Raw genomic sequence first — 14,562 nt, 5'->3', positions numbered from 1 at the left:
GACTCTATGGGCAGGCGCTCAATACCAGATGTCCAGAAGCGGCGTCGCCTCGGCCGCGAAGGCACCGTCGATCGCTCCCAGCTGGTGCGGCTCTCCTTCGACGAGCCCCGCCGTGGCGAGCTCGGTGGCACGCACGCCGCCCAGCAGGAGCGACGCGAGCGATCCGACGGGCATCCGCACATCGGGTTCGGCGTCGGCCCGCTCCACGGTCGCCTGGCCGGACGTATCGATGCGGACGCGCCACGCGCCGTCCGCGAACCCGAGCGGATCGCCCACCCCGATCACGAGGTCGAGCGGGGCGGCATAGGCGCGGGATGCCAGAGCCCCCGGCACGTCGAGAACGCGCAGCCAGTGATGGTCGGTGAGCGTGGCCGTGACCGCCCGCCGATCGGAGACCATCCACTGCACCGGCGGTACCGCCGGCTGGAGTTCCGCCATGACGCGGCCGACGAGGTCGTGCTCCAGAGCGAATCGCCACAGCGCGCCCAGCGCTTCATCGCCGTCCGCGAAGAGCGCGCGCACCTCCAGTTCGTGGGCGGTGAACTCCTCGCGCTCGGCGATCGTGTAGACGAGGATCCCGCGCTCGACGCCCCCCGGATCCGTGTACGCCACGGCCCGGACCTTCTTGGCATCCGGCGCTTCGGGGGTCAGCCCGGCGATGCCGCGCCAGCGGCCCTCCCAGCCCGGGACGGCTCCGGGTCGACGAACGCGCAGACGCTCGTGGATGGCGGTCATCCGCGCGGGCAGGCTTTCGCGCGAGACGAAGTCGAGGCGACCGGGGGCGACCGGACCGGTCCAGCGGGCCCGGCGAGTGTCGACGGTGACGTTCGACGCCCACGCGGCGGGCGAGAATCCCCAGCGGCCGTAGATGGTCGCCTCGGTGACCGTGAGACCCGCCAGCGGGTACCCCGCGGCCGCCGCGGTGCGCAGCTCACCGGTGAGCAGCGCGGTGGCGATGCCGCGCCGACGGTGCGTCGGAGCGACCGTGACGGCGCTGATCGACCAGATCGGAACGGTCCGCCCGGGCGACACCGTCAGTTCGTTCACCCACGAATCCACCGTCGCGACGGGGGCATCGGGCTCGACCCCACGGCGGTCGAACACGCCCGTGAGACGACGCCCGCGCAGGCTGTCGCGCGAACTCTCGATCTGTTCCGCCGTCGGTTCCTCACCGAGGAATCCGCGCGCGACCGACCTCAGGAAGGGCGCAAAAGCGTCGCCGTCACGGTCGACGAGTGCGTACTCGAGGCCGCGGTCGGCCAACGCCGCCGAGGATTCGGCATCCAGGGGAAGGGTCGAGGTCTGTGCGGTGGCCATGACCCCAGCCTACGGACGACCTGCCTCGCGGCGCGCGAGCCGCACGGGTCAGTGAGCGGCCTGCAGGGACCTCAGCCGCGCCAGCACCTGATCGCGGAGCTCGTCGGGAGCCGTCTCCTTGCATGCCCGAGCCACCACATCGGTGAGGGTGCGCGCCACCAGCGCCTCGCCCTGGCATTCGGGGCAATTTTCGAGGTGCTCGCGAATGTCGTTGTGCTCGGTCTTGCACACCTCGTTGCGGAGGTACTCCTCGAGGTCGCGCCGTGCCTTGTCGCAGCCGCAGTCGCTCATTTCTTCACTCCCGTCGCGGCCTGGATGCCGCGCTCCTTCGCGTAGTCCGACAGCAGGTCACGCAGCAGCCGCCTGCCGCGGTGCAGGCGGCTCATGACCGTGCCGATCGGGGTCTTCATGATGTCGGCGATCTCCTGGTAGGCGAAGCCCTCGACGTCGGCGAGGTACACCGCCAACCGGAAATCTTCGGGGATCGACTGCAGGGCGTCCTTCACGATGGATGCCGGCATGTGATCGATCGCTTCGGCCTCGGCCGAACGGGCGCTCGTGGCCGTGGTCGACTCGGCACCACCGAGCTGCCAGTCCTCGAGGTCGTCGATGGCGCTCTGGTACGGCTCGCGCTGCTTCTTGCGGTACGTGTTGATGTACGTGTTCGTCAGGATGCGGTACAGCCACGCCTTGAGGTTGGTGCCCTGCGTGAAGGTCGACCACGAGCCGAAAGCCTTCACGAAGGTTTCCTGCACGAGGTCGGCCGCGTCGGCCGGGTTGCGCGTCATGCGCATCGCCGCCGCGTACAGCTGGTCCATGAAGGGCAGAGCCTGCTCTTCGAACTGTGCGCGAGGCTCCGTCGCATCTGCCTTGTCGTCCATCAACGGCCAGTCTACGTCGGCCGGATGTTCGGCCCACCGAAGCACCGGGCGCTCGAGAAGTGCGGTCATGTGTCGTCCCCCTTTCAGTAGGCTAGGAACCGATGAGCGACCTCGGGTATTCCCCCCTTTCCCCGACCGCCGCGCCGCGCGGCGAATGGGCAGCACCCGTCGCGCTCGCGGCGGTGGATGCCACGGTCACCGTGCCCGGATCCAAATCGCTGACCAACCGCGAACTCGTGCTCGCGGCGCTCGCCGACGGACCGGGCGTGCTGCACGCCCCGCTCCACTCCGACGATTCCGCGCGCATGATCGACGCGCTGCGGGCTCTCGGTGCCGAGGTCGAGGAGATCGACGAGGGATCGCCGTTCGGCCCCGACCTGAGAGTCACCCCGCCGCCAGCCTTCCGCGCGGGGACGACGGTCGACTGCGGCCAGGCCGGAACGGTCATGCGCTTCGTCACGCCGATCGCCGGTCTCGCGCGCGGCGACGTCTACGTGACGGCGCACGCGAGCGCCCTGCACCGCCCGATGGGAGCGATGGTCTCGGCCCTGCGCGAGGTGGGCGTCGACATCGACGACGGCGGCAGCTGGACGCTCCCCTTCACCGTGCGCGGACACGGGCACGTGCGCGGCGGCGAGGTCGAGATCGACGCCAGCCAGTCGAGCCAGTTCGTTTCGGGTCTCCTGCTGGTCGCTCCCCGATTCGACGTGGGGTTGCACTTGCGTCACGTCGGGTCGCGGTTGCCGAGCATCCCGCACATCGACATGACCGTCGAGGCCCTCGCACACCGGGGCGTCCACGTCGAGCGCCCCGCGGTCGGCGAGTGGATCGTGCCCGCCGGGCCGATCAGGGCGAAAGACGTCGCGATCGAGCCCGACCTCTCCAACGCCGCGCCGTTCCTGGCCGCCGCGATGGTCACCGGCGGATCCGTGTCGGTGACCGGCTGGCCCGCGCACAGCACCCAGCCCGGAGCCCTGCTCCCCGAGATCCTCGGTGAGATGGGCGCCGAGGTGCACCGTCGGGGCGGCACGCTCACGGTCACGGCGGGTGAGGCCATCCTCGGCGCCGAGCTCGACCTCTCGGCCGCCGGAGAACTCGCGCCGACGATCTTCGGTCTCGCCGCGTTCGCGGACGGCCCGACGACCCTCCACGGGATCGGGCACATCCGCGGGCACGAGACCGACCGCATCGCCGCGCTCGTCGGCAATCTCCGCGGGCTCGGCGGCGAAGCGCACGAGCTCGACGACGGCATCCGCATCATTCCCTCTCCCCTGCGCGGCGGCGAGTGGAAGGCGCACCACGACCACCGCATGGCGACGACGGGCGCACTGATCGGTCTCCGCGTGCCGGGCATCGTCATCGACGACATCGGCACGACGGCGAAGACGCTCCCGCAGTTCGCCGCGCTCTGGCAGATGATGCTGGGCACGGATGCCACGGACTGACGCGTGAGCTGGCTCGACGACGCAGCCGATGACGACGACGACCTCGAATTCGACGAGTCGTCGGTCCGGGTCCGCCCCAACCCCAAGGCGAACCGGCCGCGCACCAAGCGCCGTCCCGCGCACGCGGATGCGCAGATCGCCCGGGTGCTGGGCGTCGACCGAGGACGGTACACCGTGCTCGTCGACGAGGACGGCCCCGACGAACGTCGCGTCCTGGCCACCCGCGCACGCGAACTGCGCAAACAGCCGATCGTCAACGGCGACCGCGCGCGAGTCGTGGGCGACCTCTCCGGCGCCGAGGGCACACTCGGACGCATCATCGGCATCGAGGAGCGCACGTCGCTCCTGCGCCGCAGCGCCGACGACACCGACCAGGTCGAACGCGTCATCGTCGCCAACGCCGACCAGATGCTCGTCGTCGTCGCCGCGGCCGACCCGGAGCCGCGCGAACGCCTCGTCGACCGGTACCTGGTCGCAGCCCTGGATGCCGGCATCCGTCCCCTGCTGGTCGTGACCAAGACCGACCTCGCCGACCCGAGCGACTTCCTCTCGCACTTCGACGGCGTCGACCTGCGGGTGTTCACCAGCGGCAAGGACGAGATGCCCCTCGAGCGGATCGGCGAGGCGCTGGTGGGGCACTCGACGGTGTTCGTCGGGCACTCGGGGGTCGGCAAGTCGACGCTCGTGAACGCGCTGACCGGGTCGGTGCGCGCGACCGGGCACGTGAACGAGGTCACGGGACGCGGGCGCCACACCTCGTCATCCACCGTCTCGCTGCGCTACCGGGGGCCGGCCGGATCGGGATGGGTCATCGACACCCCCGGCGTCCGCTCCTTCGGTCTCGGCCACGTGAACCCCGCGAACGTGCTCGCCGCGTTCACCGACCTCGCCGAGATCGCCGAGGAGTGCCCCCGCGGCTGCACGCACCTGCCCGACGCCCCCGACTGCGCGATCATCGAGGCCGTGGCATCCGGCCGCCTCGGGCCGGGCGGGGCGGCGCGACTGGACTCGCTGCAGCGGCTGCTCACGACGTTCCAGTCGATCGAGCGTTCTAGGCTGGAGGGGTGACGACTCTCGAAGCCGGCCAGGCCGCTCCCGATTTCACCCTGCTCGATCAGGACGAGCACCCCGTCTCGCTCAGCGACTTCCGCGGTCGCCGCGTGATCGTGTACTTCTACCCCGCCGCGCAGACGCCCGGATGCACCACGCAGGCCTGCGACTTCCGCGACAGCCTCTCCTCGCTCCAGGGCGCGGGGTACACCGTGCTCGGCGTCTCGCGCGACACCCCCGAGAAGCTGCGTGCCTTTCGTGAGAGCGACGGTCTCACGTTCCCGCTGCTGAGCGACCCCGACCACGCCGTGCACGAGGCCTACGGAGCGTGGGGCGAGAAGCAGAACTACGGCAAGACCGTCACGGGCGTTCTGCGCTCGACCTTCGTGATCGACGAAGAAGGCCGCATCGTCGAGGCGCAGTACAACGTCAAGGCCACCGGTCACGTCGCGCGCCTGCGCAAGGCGCTCGGTCTCGCCGCGGCCTGACACCCGGTCCCGTCCGGCCGCCGGCACGGCGCCGGCAGCGCGCCTTCCGGTGTGGGGCGCATTCCCCTCTTCAGGGCGGCGAATTTCCGCCCCGAACGCAGGATCCCGCCCCAACCCAGGGGAAGCGCGATGGATGCCGCGGTACGGCGGAGCGTCAGGCGTCGTCGCGGCGGCGCGGCGCGGCCGCACGCACGGCGAGCACCAGCAGGACCAGGCCGACGACCGCGGGCGCGGCGATCAGCAGCGCCACGCCGGGCGCCGCCCACTCCCCCGTCACGGCGCCGATCGCGACCGACAGGATCAGCAGCTGCGTCACGATGCCGCCCGATCGGCCGGCGGAGACGTCGCGGGCCGTCGCGACGGCGAACGCGCCGACGGCTGCGGCCCCGATGACGGTGAGCACGATGAGCGCGATCGAGCTGACGACGGAGTCGGTATCGCCCCCGAGCAGCGCCACGACCTGCCAGCCGGCGAGCGCCAGGACACCGATCGCCTCGAGCCCGAGGACGAGCGCGGCCAGAAGACGAACCGGCATGACCCGCGATCCTTCCCGACAAGTGTTTCCCCGGCGTTGCAACCTGGAAACCTGCCGGTTACCTCTTGATCGGCCGGAAGCGCTGTGGGAGCATGGAAAAAGCCGTGTGCTCCCACAGCGACGTGGGGCGAGCAATCGCTCGCGTATCCCACCAGGGTACCGGACCCGAACCCCGGTGCCCGCCATCAGTAATTTTCCCGCAACAAGGAGCACCCCTATGGATTGGCGCGACAAAGCAGCCTGCCTGACCGTCGACCCCGAACTGTTCTTCCCCGTGGGCAACACCGGTCCCGCGGTCGACCAGATCGAGAAGGCCAAGTCGGTCTGCGCACGCTGCACCGTCACCGAGGTCTGCCTGCAGTACGCCCTCGAGTCCGGCCAGGACTCGGGCGTGTGGGGCGGTCTGTCGGAGGACGAGCGCCGGGCTCTCAAGCGCCGCGCCGCTCGCGCCCGCCGCGCTTCCTGACGCCACGTCGCCGAGGAGCCCACCCTTCCGGGTGGGCTCCTTTCGTTTGCGACGGCGGTCGCGGCGGTCGCGGCGGTCGCAGGGTCGCGGCGGTCGCAGCCCACGCGGCGCGGCACGCGCCGCAGCGACCACGGCCGCCGCACGAGGTCCGCGATCCGCACAACCTCAGTGGATTGACGCCGTTCTGAGCTGACGTTGTGCGGATCGCTGAGGATACGCCGACGACGCCGCTCCCCCGCGCCGCGCCGACTCCGCGTGCGTCAGGCGTTGATGCGATCGATGTAGCGCAGCGGGATCTCGATCGTGACCTCGGTGCCGCTGCCCATGAGGGTGTGCCAGTCGATGGTTCCCCCGAGCTCGCCCTGGATCAGGGTGCGCACGATCTGCGTCCCGAGACCGCGACCGACCTGACCCTCCGGCAGCCCCACCCCGGTGTCGCGCACGCGCACCTCGAGCATCTCGTCGCCGCGCTCGGCGGAGATCTCGACGTCGCCCTCCTGACCCGCCAGCCCGTGCTCGACGGCATTGGTCACGAGCTCGGTGAGCGCCAGCGCGAGGGGTGTGGCGTATTCGCTCGGCAGCGTCCCGAACCGGCCCGTGCTGCGCGTGCGCGCCCGCGTGTTGGGGGCCGCGGCGACCTCGGCGACGAGCTTCAGCACGCGCGCGAACACGTCGTCGAAGTCGACGTTCTGCGCCAGTCCCTCGGACAGGGTGTCGTGGACCACCGCGATGGCCGACACCCGTCGCATGGCCTGGGTCAAGGCATCCCGGGCTTCGTCCGAGTGCGTGCGCCGGGCCTGGATGCGCAGGAGGGATGCCACGGTCTGCAGGTTGTTCTTGACGCGGTGGTGGATCTCGCGGATCGTCGCGTCCTTGGTGATGAGCTCCTGCTCCTGGTGACGGATCTCGGTCACGTCGCGGCTGAGCACGATCGCTCCGATGCGCGTGCCCCGGTCGCGGAGCGGGATCGTGCGCAGCGACACCTGTACGCCCCGCGCCTCGATGTCGGCGCGCCACGGCGCCCGGCCGGTCACGACGATCGGGAGCGACTCGTCGACGTCCTGCCGCTTGGCGGGGAGGATGCGCTCGGTGACCTCTGCGAGGGACTCTCCCTCGAGCTCGTCGTCGAAGCCCATGCGGTTGAACGCGGAGAGCGCGTTGGGGCTCGCGAAGGTGGTGATGCCGTCGACGTCGAGGCGGATGAGGCCGTCGGAGGCACGCGGGGCGCCGCGACGCGGTGAGGTCGGAGCCTTCAGATCGGGGAACTCCCCCGACGAGATCATGCCGAAGAGGTCGTCGGCGCAGTCGTTGAAGGTGATCTGCTGGCGAGACGGCGTGCGCGTCTCGCCGAGGTTGGTGTGACGCGTGAGCACGCCGACGGTCGTCACGGGGTGTCCTTCGCGCGAGAGCTCGCGGACGATGGGCACCGCGCGTACGCGCGTCGGGGTCTCTTCGAACCAGTCCGGGGATGCCGAGTCCACGATGCGCCCGCTCTGGAACGCCTCGCGCACCTGCGTACGCCACTGCGGACGCACGCGGTCGCCCACGATGTCACGGTAGAAGAGGGTCGCGGCGCCACCGGGCCGGGTGTGCGCGACGGCGACGAACGAGTCATCGGGCGTGGGCACCCAGATCACGATGTCGGCGAACGCCAGGTCGGCCAGCAGTTGACCATCGCCGGCGAGCCGGTGCAGCCACTCGACGTCGGCCTCGCTGGAGCGGCCCTGGGCGTAGACGAGTTCGCTGAGTGTCGACACTCTCTCACCCTAAGCCGCGCGGGCCCTCGAGCCGGGCCGGTTGGCGGACCGGGTGAAGAACACAGGTGAATCGGCCGGACCGGCAACTCGGGGGACATGATGATCGCGCACCAGAAGCGCCGTCACCCCCTGACCGGTTCGGATCCCCGGAATTCGTCGCGCAGGTGCGGGAGATCGATGCCACGGGCGTGCTGTCGCTCGTGGGTGAGGGGCGGATCGGAGGGGTTCGCCTCGCGACGCGGGGTCGGCGGCGCGTCGAGACCGCCCGCATCGAGGACTCTCTCGATGACCAGGAAGAAAGCGCCTGTCGCACAGCCCTGTCAGAACGGTCACAGGGCGCGAGCTGCCCCGGACTCCGGGGTCGCGGAGACGCGCGTCGTGGGGGCGGAACGCCGGACGGGTTTCACCCGCGGATGGTTCGATGCGCGGTCGTCGGGGATGCTCGCTTCACCGGTCGGCCCCGTCCTACGGTCGTGTGACTGCCCCACCGGAACCCTGAGACACGGAAGTCCCCCCATGCCCGCATCTCTCCCCCGCGGCTCGGCCACCACCTCCGCCGCCGTCCGCCCGGACGCCTTCTTCGCCCCGCAACGCACCTCGTCGGAGCGTCTCCCCTCCGCCGAGGTCTTCACGCGCAACGTCGTCCGCGGTGTGCTCGAGGTCTTCGCCGGTGTCCGCGAGGCGGAGCAGTTGGCCCGATGGACCACCGAGGAGGTCTACCGAGCCGTGGTGGTGCGCGCCGGTCTCGCCGCCCGCGCCCGCAGCGCCCGCCGGATGCCCGCGCCGCGTGACGTGCACGAGATCCGTTCCGTGCACCTCTCGTCGCCGACCGACGGGGTCGTCGAGGCGACCGTCATCGCCTCCGCGCGCACACGGACGCGGGCTGTCGCCCTGCGCATCGAAGGACTCGACGGACGGTGGCGCGTGACCGCTCTCGCTCTCCTGTGACGCGTGTCAGGCCCGCCAGGACGACAGGAAGTTGCCCAGGCGCTCGACGGCATCCGAGATCACGCGCGCCTCGGGAAGCGTCACGATACGCACGTGGTCGGTCGTCGGCCAGTTGAAGCCCGAGCCCTGCACGATGAGCACGTGTTCGGCGACGAGGAAATCGCGGACGAACTTCGCATCGTCGGGGATCTCGTACACCTCCGGGTCAAACCGGGGGAACGCGTACAGCGCACCCCGCGGCAGCACGCACGAGACGCCCGGGATCGCCTCCAGGCCCTCCCACGCGGCATCCCGCTGCTCGTGCAGACGCCCCGTCGGAGCGATGAGGGCGTCGATCGACTGCACTCCCGACAGCGCGGCCTGTACCGCGAACTGCGCCGGCACGTTCGGGCACAACCGCGTGGATGCCAACAGGTTGATGCCGTGCAGGAAGCCCTCGGCGTGGGCCTTGGGACCGGTGATGACGAGCCATCCCGACCGGTACCCCGCCACCCGGTACGTCTTCGACAGGCCGTTGAACGTCAGGCACAGCAGGTCGGGAGCCACGGTCGCCATCGGGATGTGCACCGCGTCGTCGAACACGATCCGGTCGTAGATCTCATCCGACAGCAGCAGCAGCGAGTGCTCGCGGGCGATGTCGGCGATCCCCTCCAGCACCTCGCGCGAGTAGACCGCACCCGTGGGGTTGTTCGGGTTGATCACGACGATCGCCTTCGTCCGCGGAGTGACCTTCGACCGGATGTCCTCCAGATCGGGCTGCCACTCCCGCGACTCGTCGCACAGGTAGTGCACCGGGGTGCCGCCGCCCAGGCTCGTCATCGCCGTCCACAACGGGTAGTCCGGCGCCGGGATCAACACCTCGTCACCCTCGTCGAGCAACGCCTGCATCGTCATCGTGATCAGCTCCGAGACCCCGTTGCCGAGGTACACGTGGTCGGGATCGACGTGCGGGAAACCGGGCTCCTGCTCGTACCGCGACACGATCGCGCGCCGAGCCGACAGGATGCCACGGCTGTCGCTGTAACCGTGCGCGTGCGGGACCGACGCGATCATGTCGCGCACGATCTGATGCGGCGCCTCGAACCCGAAGATCGCGGGGTTGCCGGTGTTGAGCTTAAGGATCGAGTGCCCCTCGGCCTCGAGTCGATCGGCCTCGACGAGGGCCTCCCCGCGGATCTCGTAGAGGACATCCTTCAACTTCGATGACTGATCGAGGGGGCGCAGCGGGCTCATCGCCTCAGGATATCCCCGGGCCGAACCAGCCAATCGACCACGCGTGGCCTCCCCGAACGCACGGATGCCGCGCCCCCGCGAGACGGCGGGGACACGGCATCCGAGAGACCGGCGTTACTTCTTCTTGCCCGCGGCGCGACGGTCGGCGCGGTTGTTCGCGGCCGGCTCGGCGGCCGCGGTGCGCTGGCCGAAAGCTCCGCGCGGGCCGGAGGGCGCGGCCTCGGCGACCGGCGCGGCGGCCTGACCGGCCTGTCGAAGACGGTTGGTCGCCGCCTGCTGCACCTGGCCGCGGTCGTTGCGCACCTCGACCTCACCGGCGTCGTTCGCGGCGGAGTACTCCAGGCGCTGGCCCTCCACCGCGGTGGGTGCAAGACCCTTCGCCTCGACCTGGGCGCCCTCGACGCCCTCGCCCTTTCGGACCTCGACCTCGAGGTTGTAGAGGAATCCGGCGGACTCCTCCTTGATCTGACCCATCATCGACTGGAACATCTGGTACCCCTCGCGCTGGTACTCGATGAGAGGATCGCGCTGGGCCATGGCGCGCAGGCCGATGCCGTCCTTGAGGTAGTCCATCTCGTAGAGGTGCTCGCGCCACCGGCGGTCGAGCACCTGCAGGACGACGCGGCGCTCGAGCTCGCGCAGCGCGGGGGCGCCGAGCGCCTGCTCGCGGGTCTCGTACGCGATGCGGGCATCGGAGATGATCTCGCGCTTGAGTCCCTCGGGGGTGATGCGTCCCTTGTTTCCGCCCGCCTCCGCGACGACCTCGTCGATCGTCACGCTCACCGGGTAGAGGGTCTTGAGCTCGGTCCACAGGGCGTCGAAGTCCCACGATTCGGTGTGACCGCTGCCGGTGTGGTCGTCGATGATCGCGGTGATGGCATCCTCGATGAAGTGCTGCACGCGGTCGGCGATGTCATCGCCCTGCAGCATGTGCCGACGGTCGGCGTAGATCGCCTCGCGCTGACGGTTGAGGACGTCGTCGTATTTCAGGACGTTCTTGCGCATCTCGGCGTTGCGCGCCTCGACCTGCGACTGCGCGCTCTTGATCGCGCGCGAGACCAGACCGGACTCGATCGCGACGTCGTCGGGGAAGTTCGTGCGGGCGAGGATCGCCTCGGCCGCGCCCGACTGGAACAGGCGCATGAGGTCGTCGGTGAGCGAGAGGTAGAAGCGGCTCTCACCGGGGTCACCCTGACGGCCGGAGCGACCGCGCAGCTGGTTGTCGATGCGTCGCGACTCGTGCCGCTCGGTGCCCAGCACGTACAGACCGCCCGCCTCCGTGACCTTCGCGGCCTCCTCGGCCACGGTGTCGCGGACGGCCTGGTAGACGGTGTCCCACTCGGCCTCGTACGCGTCCGGCGTCTCGACGGGATCGAGACCCTTCGCCTTCATCTCCTGCACCGCGAGGAACTCGGCGTTGCCGCCGAGCATGATGTCGGTACCGCGACCGGCCATGTTGGTGGCGACGGTCACGGCGCCCAGGCGACCGGCGCGGGCGACGATCTCGGCTTCGCGCGCGTGGTTCTTGGCGTTGAGGACCTCGTGTCGGACGCCCTTCTTGGAGAGCAGGCGCGACAGGTACTCGCTCTTCTCGACGCTCGTCGTCCCCACCAGGACCGGCTGGCCCTTCTCGTGACGCTCGGCGATGTCTTCCACGACCTGCGCGAACTTCGCCGTCTCGTTCTTGTAGACGAGGTCGGGCTGGTCCTTGCGGACCATCGGCTTGTTGGTCGGGATGGGCACCACGCCGAGCTTGTAGGTCGACATGAACTCCGCCGCCTCGGTCTCGGCGGTACCCGTCATGCCCGAGAGCTTCTCGTACAGGCGGAAGTAGTTCTGCAGGGTGACCGTGGCGAGGGTCTGGTTCTCGGCCTTGACCGGCACGCCCTCCTTCGCCTCGATCGCCTGGTGGATGCCTTCGTTGTAGCGGCGCCCGACGAGGATGCGCCCCGTGTGCTCGTCGACGATCATGACCTCGTCGTTCATGACGACGTAGTCGGTGTCGCGTTTGAACAGCGCGATCGCCTTGATCGAGTTGTTGAGGAACGAGATCAGCGGAGTGTTGGCCGACTCGTACAGGTTGTCGATGCCGAGGTAGTCCTCGACCTTCTCGATACCGGGCTCGAGCACGCCGATCGTGCGCTTCTTCTCGTCGACCTCGTAGTCGACGCCGGCCTCGAGCGTACGCGCGAGCTTGGCGAACTCGGTGAACCACCGGTTGGCCTCGCCCGACGCGGGACCCGAGATGATCAGCGGCGTGCGCGCCTCATCGATGAGGATCGAGTCGACCTCGTCGACGATCGCGAAGAAGTGACCGCGCTGCACGAGGTCTTCCTTGCGCCAGGCCATGTTGTCGCGCAGGTAGTCGAAGCCGAACTCGTTGTTGGTGCCATAGCTGATGTCGGCCTCGTACTGCTCGCGCCGGACCTCGGGCGTCTGACCCGACACGACGGTCCCCGTGGTCATGCCGAGCGCGCGGTACACGCGGCCCATGAGCTCGGACTGGTAGCTCGCGAGGAAGTCGTTGACGGTGATGACGTGGACGCCCTTGCCCGCGATCGCGTTGAGGTAGGCCGGGAGCGCGGCGGTCAGCGTCTTTCCCTCACCGGTCTTCATCTCGGCGATGTTGCCGAGGTGCAGGGCCGCGCCGCCCATGACCTGCACGTCGTACGGGCGCTGGCCGAGCGTGCGCTTGGCCGCTTCGCGGACGGCGGCGAATGCTTCGGGCATCAGCTGGTCGAGCGTCTCGCCGGCTTCGTACCGCGCACGCAGCTCGACGGTCTCGTTGCGCAGCTCCTCGTCGGTGAGCTGCTCGTAGTCCTCTTCGAGGGCTCCGGTCGCCTTCACGACACCCTGGAGTCGGCGGAGGATGCGCCCCTCTCCGGCGCGCAGCAGTTTCTCGAGCGGATTGGCCACGAAGCATCTCCATCTGTCGGGTGCGGCGTCCCTCTGGACGCCGGCCTGCGCACAGGCATACCCACTCATGTTATCCGTGTTACCCGTTCGTGACCTGCGAGCCCGCTGGCTTTCGTCCCGTCCCTCGCGCCTCAAGCGAACACCGGGCTGGCGCGAGGACACCCGGCCTAGGATCGACCCATGGCCGGTTTCTGGGGTAAGAGGAAGCGCGAAGAGCAGGATGCCGCGGATGCCGATCTGGCGCGCCGCGCCGAACTCGCCATCGTCGCCGCGGACGAGCGCGTCCGGCTGACCTCCGACGAACTCGATTTCGCGCGCGCCGAACTGGGCGACAAGGCGACCGAAGACCTCGCTGCGGCGCTGCAGTCGGTCAAGGTGCACCTGGCCGAAGCCTTCCAGCTCCACCAGCTGAACCACGACGAGATCCCCGACACGAAGGAAGAGCTGCGGACGCGAAACGCCCGCATCATTCAGCTCTCCGAGTGGGCCGAAGACCTCCTCGAGGAGCGCACCCTCGTCCTGCAGCCCAAGATCGACGCGGTGCGCCGGGCCCCCGAGACGCTCGCGCGGGTGCGTGCCGACCGTGACCGCCTCGCCGAGCTCGTGCCCCACGCCCGAGAGGTGGTCGAGCGACTCGCGCAGCGCTACAGCCCTTCGGCGATGCAGCAGGTCGCGGGCAACCCCGAGGAGGTGCAGCAGCTCCTCGACTTCGCCGTGCACACCGCCGGCGTCTCCGAGCGCCGCCGCGAGGCCGGCCAGCGCGAGCAGGCCTCCGTGGCGCTGGAGGCCGCGACCGAGGCCGTGCGTCGCGCCGAATCCTTGCTGGATGCCGTCGACACCTTCGAGATCGAGGCCTTGCGCGCCGAATCGACGCTCGCCGCCGTGATCGACGACTCCCGCGGCGACCTCGTCGAGGCTCGCCGCGGCCCGCAGACCCCCGTCGTGCGGCAGGCGATGACCACGCTCGAACGTGAGCTCGCGGCGTTGCCCGCGGCCGGAACGCGCACGGATCCGTTCGCCGCGCTCTCGTCCCTGCGCCAGGCCAACGCCGATCTGGATATCGCGCGGGAGCGCGCCGCGCGGCCGGTGCCCTCGCAGGCACAGGTCGAGCACGCCATCGACGACGCCGATAGCCAGCTCGCCGTCGCCCGCGGCCTCATCACCGGCCACCGCGGCTGGATCGGGGCCGACGCCCGCACGCGCTTCGTTGAAGCGGAGCGGCTGCGCGCCGGCCTCCCCCTCGGCCCGATCGCCGAGGACGAGCGCGAGACGGCGCTGGCTACGGCACGGCGCGCGGGAGCGCTGGCATCCGAGTCCCTCCAACTGGCTCAGCGCGACATCGACCAGTCCCGCCCCAACGACTGGGGCGGCGACGGCTACGGTCGCGGCGGGTACGGCCGCGGTGGCGGCATGGGCGGCGGCAACATGGTCGGCGGAATGCTCGGGGGTCTCGTGATCGGGTCTCTCCTCGGCGACATCTTCGACGGCTGAGCCTCCACCGACGCCAACGGGGCCCCGTCCGTCGG

General features: G+C 70.1%; 13 protein-coding genes. 6 read left to right on the top strand and 7 right to left on the bottom strand.

The window, feature by feature from the left end; genetic code table 11:
- Window positions 1-18: 18 nt before the first annotated feature.
- The 3 genes from ABC271_RS05530 to ABC271_RS05520 are packed head-to-tail and all read right to left on the bottom strand — an operon-like array spanning window position 19 to window position 2,267.
- Window positions 19-1,317 (bottom strand): GNAT family N-acetyltransferase, encoded by a 1,299-nt coding sequence (locus tag ABC271_RS05530; protein ID WP_412923894.1) that lies wholly within the window; start codon window positions 1,315-1,317, stop codon window positions 19-21.
- A gap of 48 nt (window positions 1,318-1,365) precedes the next feature.
- Window positions 1,366-1,608, bottom strand: coding sequence for a zf-HC2 domain-containing protein (locus ABC271_RS05525; protein ID WP_412923893.1), 243 nt, complete (start codon window positions 1,606-1,608; stop codon window positions 1,366-1,368).
- Window positions 1,605-2,267, bottom strand: a complete 663-nt coding sequence (locus ABC271_RS05520; protein WP_412923892.1) for a sigma-70 family RNA polymerase sigma factor — start codon at window positions 2,265-2,267, stop codon at window positions 1,605-1,607. Before ABC271_RS05520 ends, ABC271_RS05525 begins: the two co-directional genes overlap by 4 nt.
- Before the next feature lie 32 nt (window positions 2,268-2,299).
- Here ABC271_RS05520 and aroA point away from each other — a divergent pair, with 32 nt between their 5' ends.
- Genes aroA through bcp form a run of 3 tightly spaced genes read left to right on the top strand, consistent with a single transcriptional unit; the run spans window position 2,300 to window position 5,181 of the window.
- The gene (gene aroA, locus ABC271_RS05515) at window positions 2,300-3,643 is read left to right on the top strand and encodes a 3-phosphoshikimate 1-carboxyvinyltransferase (RefSeq protein WP_412923891.1); all 1,344 of its coding nucleotides are present in this window, start codon (window positions 2,300-2,302) and stop codon (window positions 3,641-3,643) included.
- A gap of 3 nt (window positions 3,644-3,646) precedes the next feature.
- Window positions 3,647-4,711: a ribosome small subunit-dependent GTPase A gene (rsgA, locus tag ABC271_RS05510; protein ID WP_412923890.1), complete on the top strand. Its 1,065-nt coding sequence runs from the start codon at window positions 3,647-3,649 to the stop codon at window positions 4,709-4,711.
- A complete protein-coding gene (gene bcp, locus ABC271_RS05505; RefSeq protein ID WP_412923889.1) occupies window positions 4,708-5,181 on the top strand; it encodes a thioredoxin-dependent thiol peroxidase in 474 nt (157 codons plus the stop codon). The genes rsgA and bcp overlap by 4 nt, the downstream gene beginning before the upstream one ends.
- 154 nt (window positions 5,182-5,335) lie before the next feature.
- On the opposite strand, the gene ABC271_RS05500 is transcribed toward bcp, so the two are convergent.
- Entirely contained in the window at window positions 5,336-5,716 is a 381-nt protein-coding gene (locus ABC271_RS05500) for a histidine kinase (RefSeq protein ID WP_412923888.1), read from the bottom strand.
- Between the two features lie 217 nt (window positions 5,717-5,933).
- Here ABC271_RS05500 and ABC271_RS05495 point away from each other — a divergent pair, with 217 nt between their 5' ends.
- Window positions 5,934-6,182, top strand: a complete 249-nt coding sequence (locus ABC271_RS05495; protein WP_013583608.1) for a WhiB family transcriptional regulator — start codon at window positions 5,934-5,936, stop codon at window positions 6,180-6,182.
- A gap of 260 nt (window positions 6,183-6,442) precedes the next feature.
- On the opposite strand, the gene ABC271_RS05490 is transcribed toward ABC271_RS05495, so the two are convergent.
- A complete protein-coding gene (locus ABC271_RS05490) occupies window positions 6,443-7,939 on the bottom strand; it encodes a sensor histidine kinase (protein ID WP_412923887.1) in 1,497 nt (498 codons plus the stop codon).
- A 516-nt stretch (window positions 7,940-8,455) separates the two neighbouring features.
- Between ABC271_RS05490 and ABC271_RS05485 the strand changes: the two genes are divergently transcribed.
- Entirely contained in the window at window positions 8,456-8,887 is a 432-nt protein-coding gene (locus ABC271_RS05485) for an Rv3235 family protein (protein WP_412923886.1), read from the top strand.
- A 6-nt stretch (window positions 8,888-8,893) separates the two neighbouring features.
- Here the strand turns inward: ABC271_RS05485 and ABC271_RS05480 are convergent, their stop codons facing one another.
- Complete coding sequence (locus ABC271_RS05480) at window positions 8,894-10,120, bottom strand: pyridoxal phosphate-dependent aminotransferase (RefSeq protein ID WP_412923885.1); 1,227 nt, start codon at window positions 10,118-10,120, stop codon at window positions 8,894-8,896.
- Between the two features lie 114 nt (window positions 10,121-10,234).
- The gene (gene secA / locus ABC271_RS05475) at window positions 10,235-13,036 is read right to left on the bottom strand and encodes a preprotein translocase subunit SecA (protein WP_412923884.1); all 2,802 of its coding nucleotides are present in this window, start codon (window positions 13,034-13,036) and stop codon (window positions 10,235-10,237) included.
- 180 nt (window positions 13,037-13,216) lie between these two features.
- Here secA and ABC271_RS05470 point away from each other — a divergent pair, with 180 nt between their 5' ends.
- Window positions 13,217-14,527, top strand: coding sequence for a coiled-coil domain-containing protein (locus ABC271_RS05470; RefSeq protein WP_412923883.1), 1,311 nt, complete (start codon window positions 13,217-13,219; stop codon window positions 14,525-14,527).
- Window positions 14,528-14,562: the final 35 nt, after the last annotated feature.

This window comes from Microbacterium canaveralium, assembly GCF_047238045.1.
Classification (GTDB): Bacteria; Actinomycetota; Actinomycetes; order Actinomycetales; family Microbacteriaceae; genus Microbacterium.
This window is presented reverse-complemented; position numbering and strand designations above follow the sequence as displayed.

What these genes read in the sequence shown, in the direction of transcription:
- ABC271_RS05530 (WP_412923894.1), bottom strand. Translation starts at nt 1,317, where the DNA reads ATGGCCACCGCACAGACCTCGACCCTTCCCCTGGATGCCGAATCCTCG.
- ABC271_RS05495 (WP_013583608.1), top strand. Translation starts at nt 5,934, where the DNA reads ATGGATTGGCGCGACAAAGCAGCCTGCCTGACCGTCGACCCCGAACTG.
- ABC271_RS05470 (WP_412923883.1), top strand. Translation starts at nt 13,217, where the DNA reads ATGGCCGGTTTCTGGGGTAAGAGGAAGCGCGAAGAGCAGGATGCCGCG.
- ABC271_RS05480 (WP_412923885.1), bottom strand. Translation starts at nt 10,120, where the DNA reads ATGAGCCCGCTGCGCCCCCTCGATCAGTCATCGAAGTTGAAGGATGTC.
- ABC271_RS05520 (WP_412923892.1), bottom strand. Translation starts at nt 2,267, where the DNA reads ATGACCGCACTTCTCGAGCGCCCGGTGCTTCGGTGGGCCGAACATCCG.
- aroA (WP_412923891.1), top strand. Translation starts at nt 2,300, where the DNA reads ATGAGCGACCTCGGGTATTCCCCCCTTTCCCCGACCGCCGCGCCGCGC.
- ABC271_RS05525 (WP_412923893.1), bottom strand. Translation starts at nt 1,608, where the DNA reads ATGAGCGACTGCGGCTGCGACAAGGCACGGCGCGACCTCGAGGAGTAC.
- ABC271_RS05500 (WP_412923888.1), bottom strand. Translation starts at nt 5,716, where the DNA reads ATGCCGGTTCGTCTTCTGGCCGCGCTCGTCCTCGGGCTCGAGGCGATC.
- ABC271_RS05485 (WP_412923886.1), top strand. Translation starts at nt 8,456, where the DNA reads ATGCCCGCATCTCTCCCCCGCGGCTCGGCCACCACCTCCGCCGCCGTC.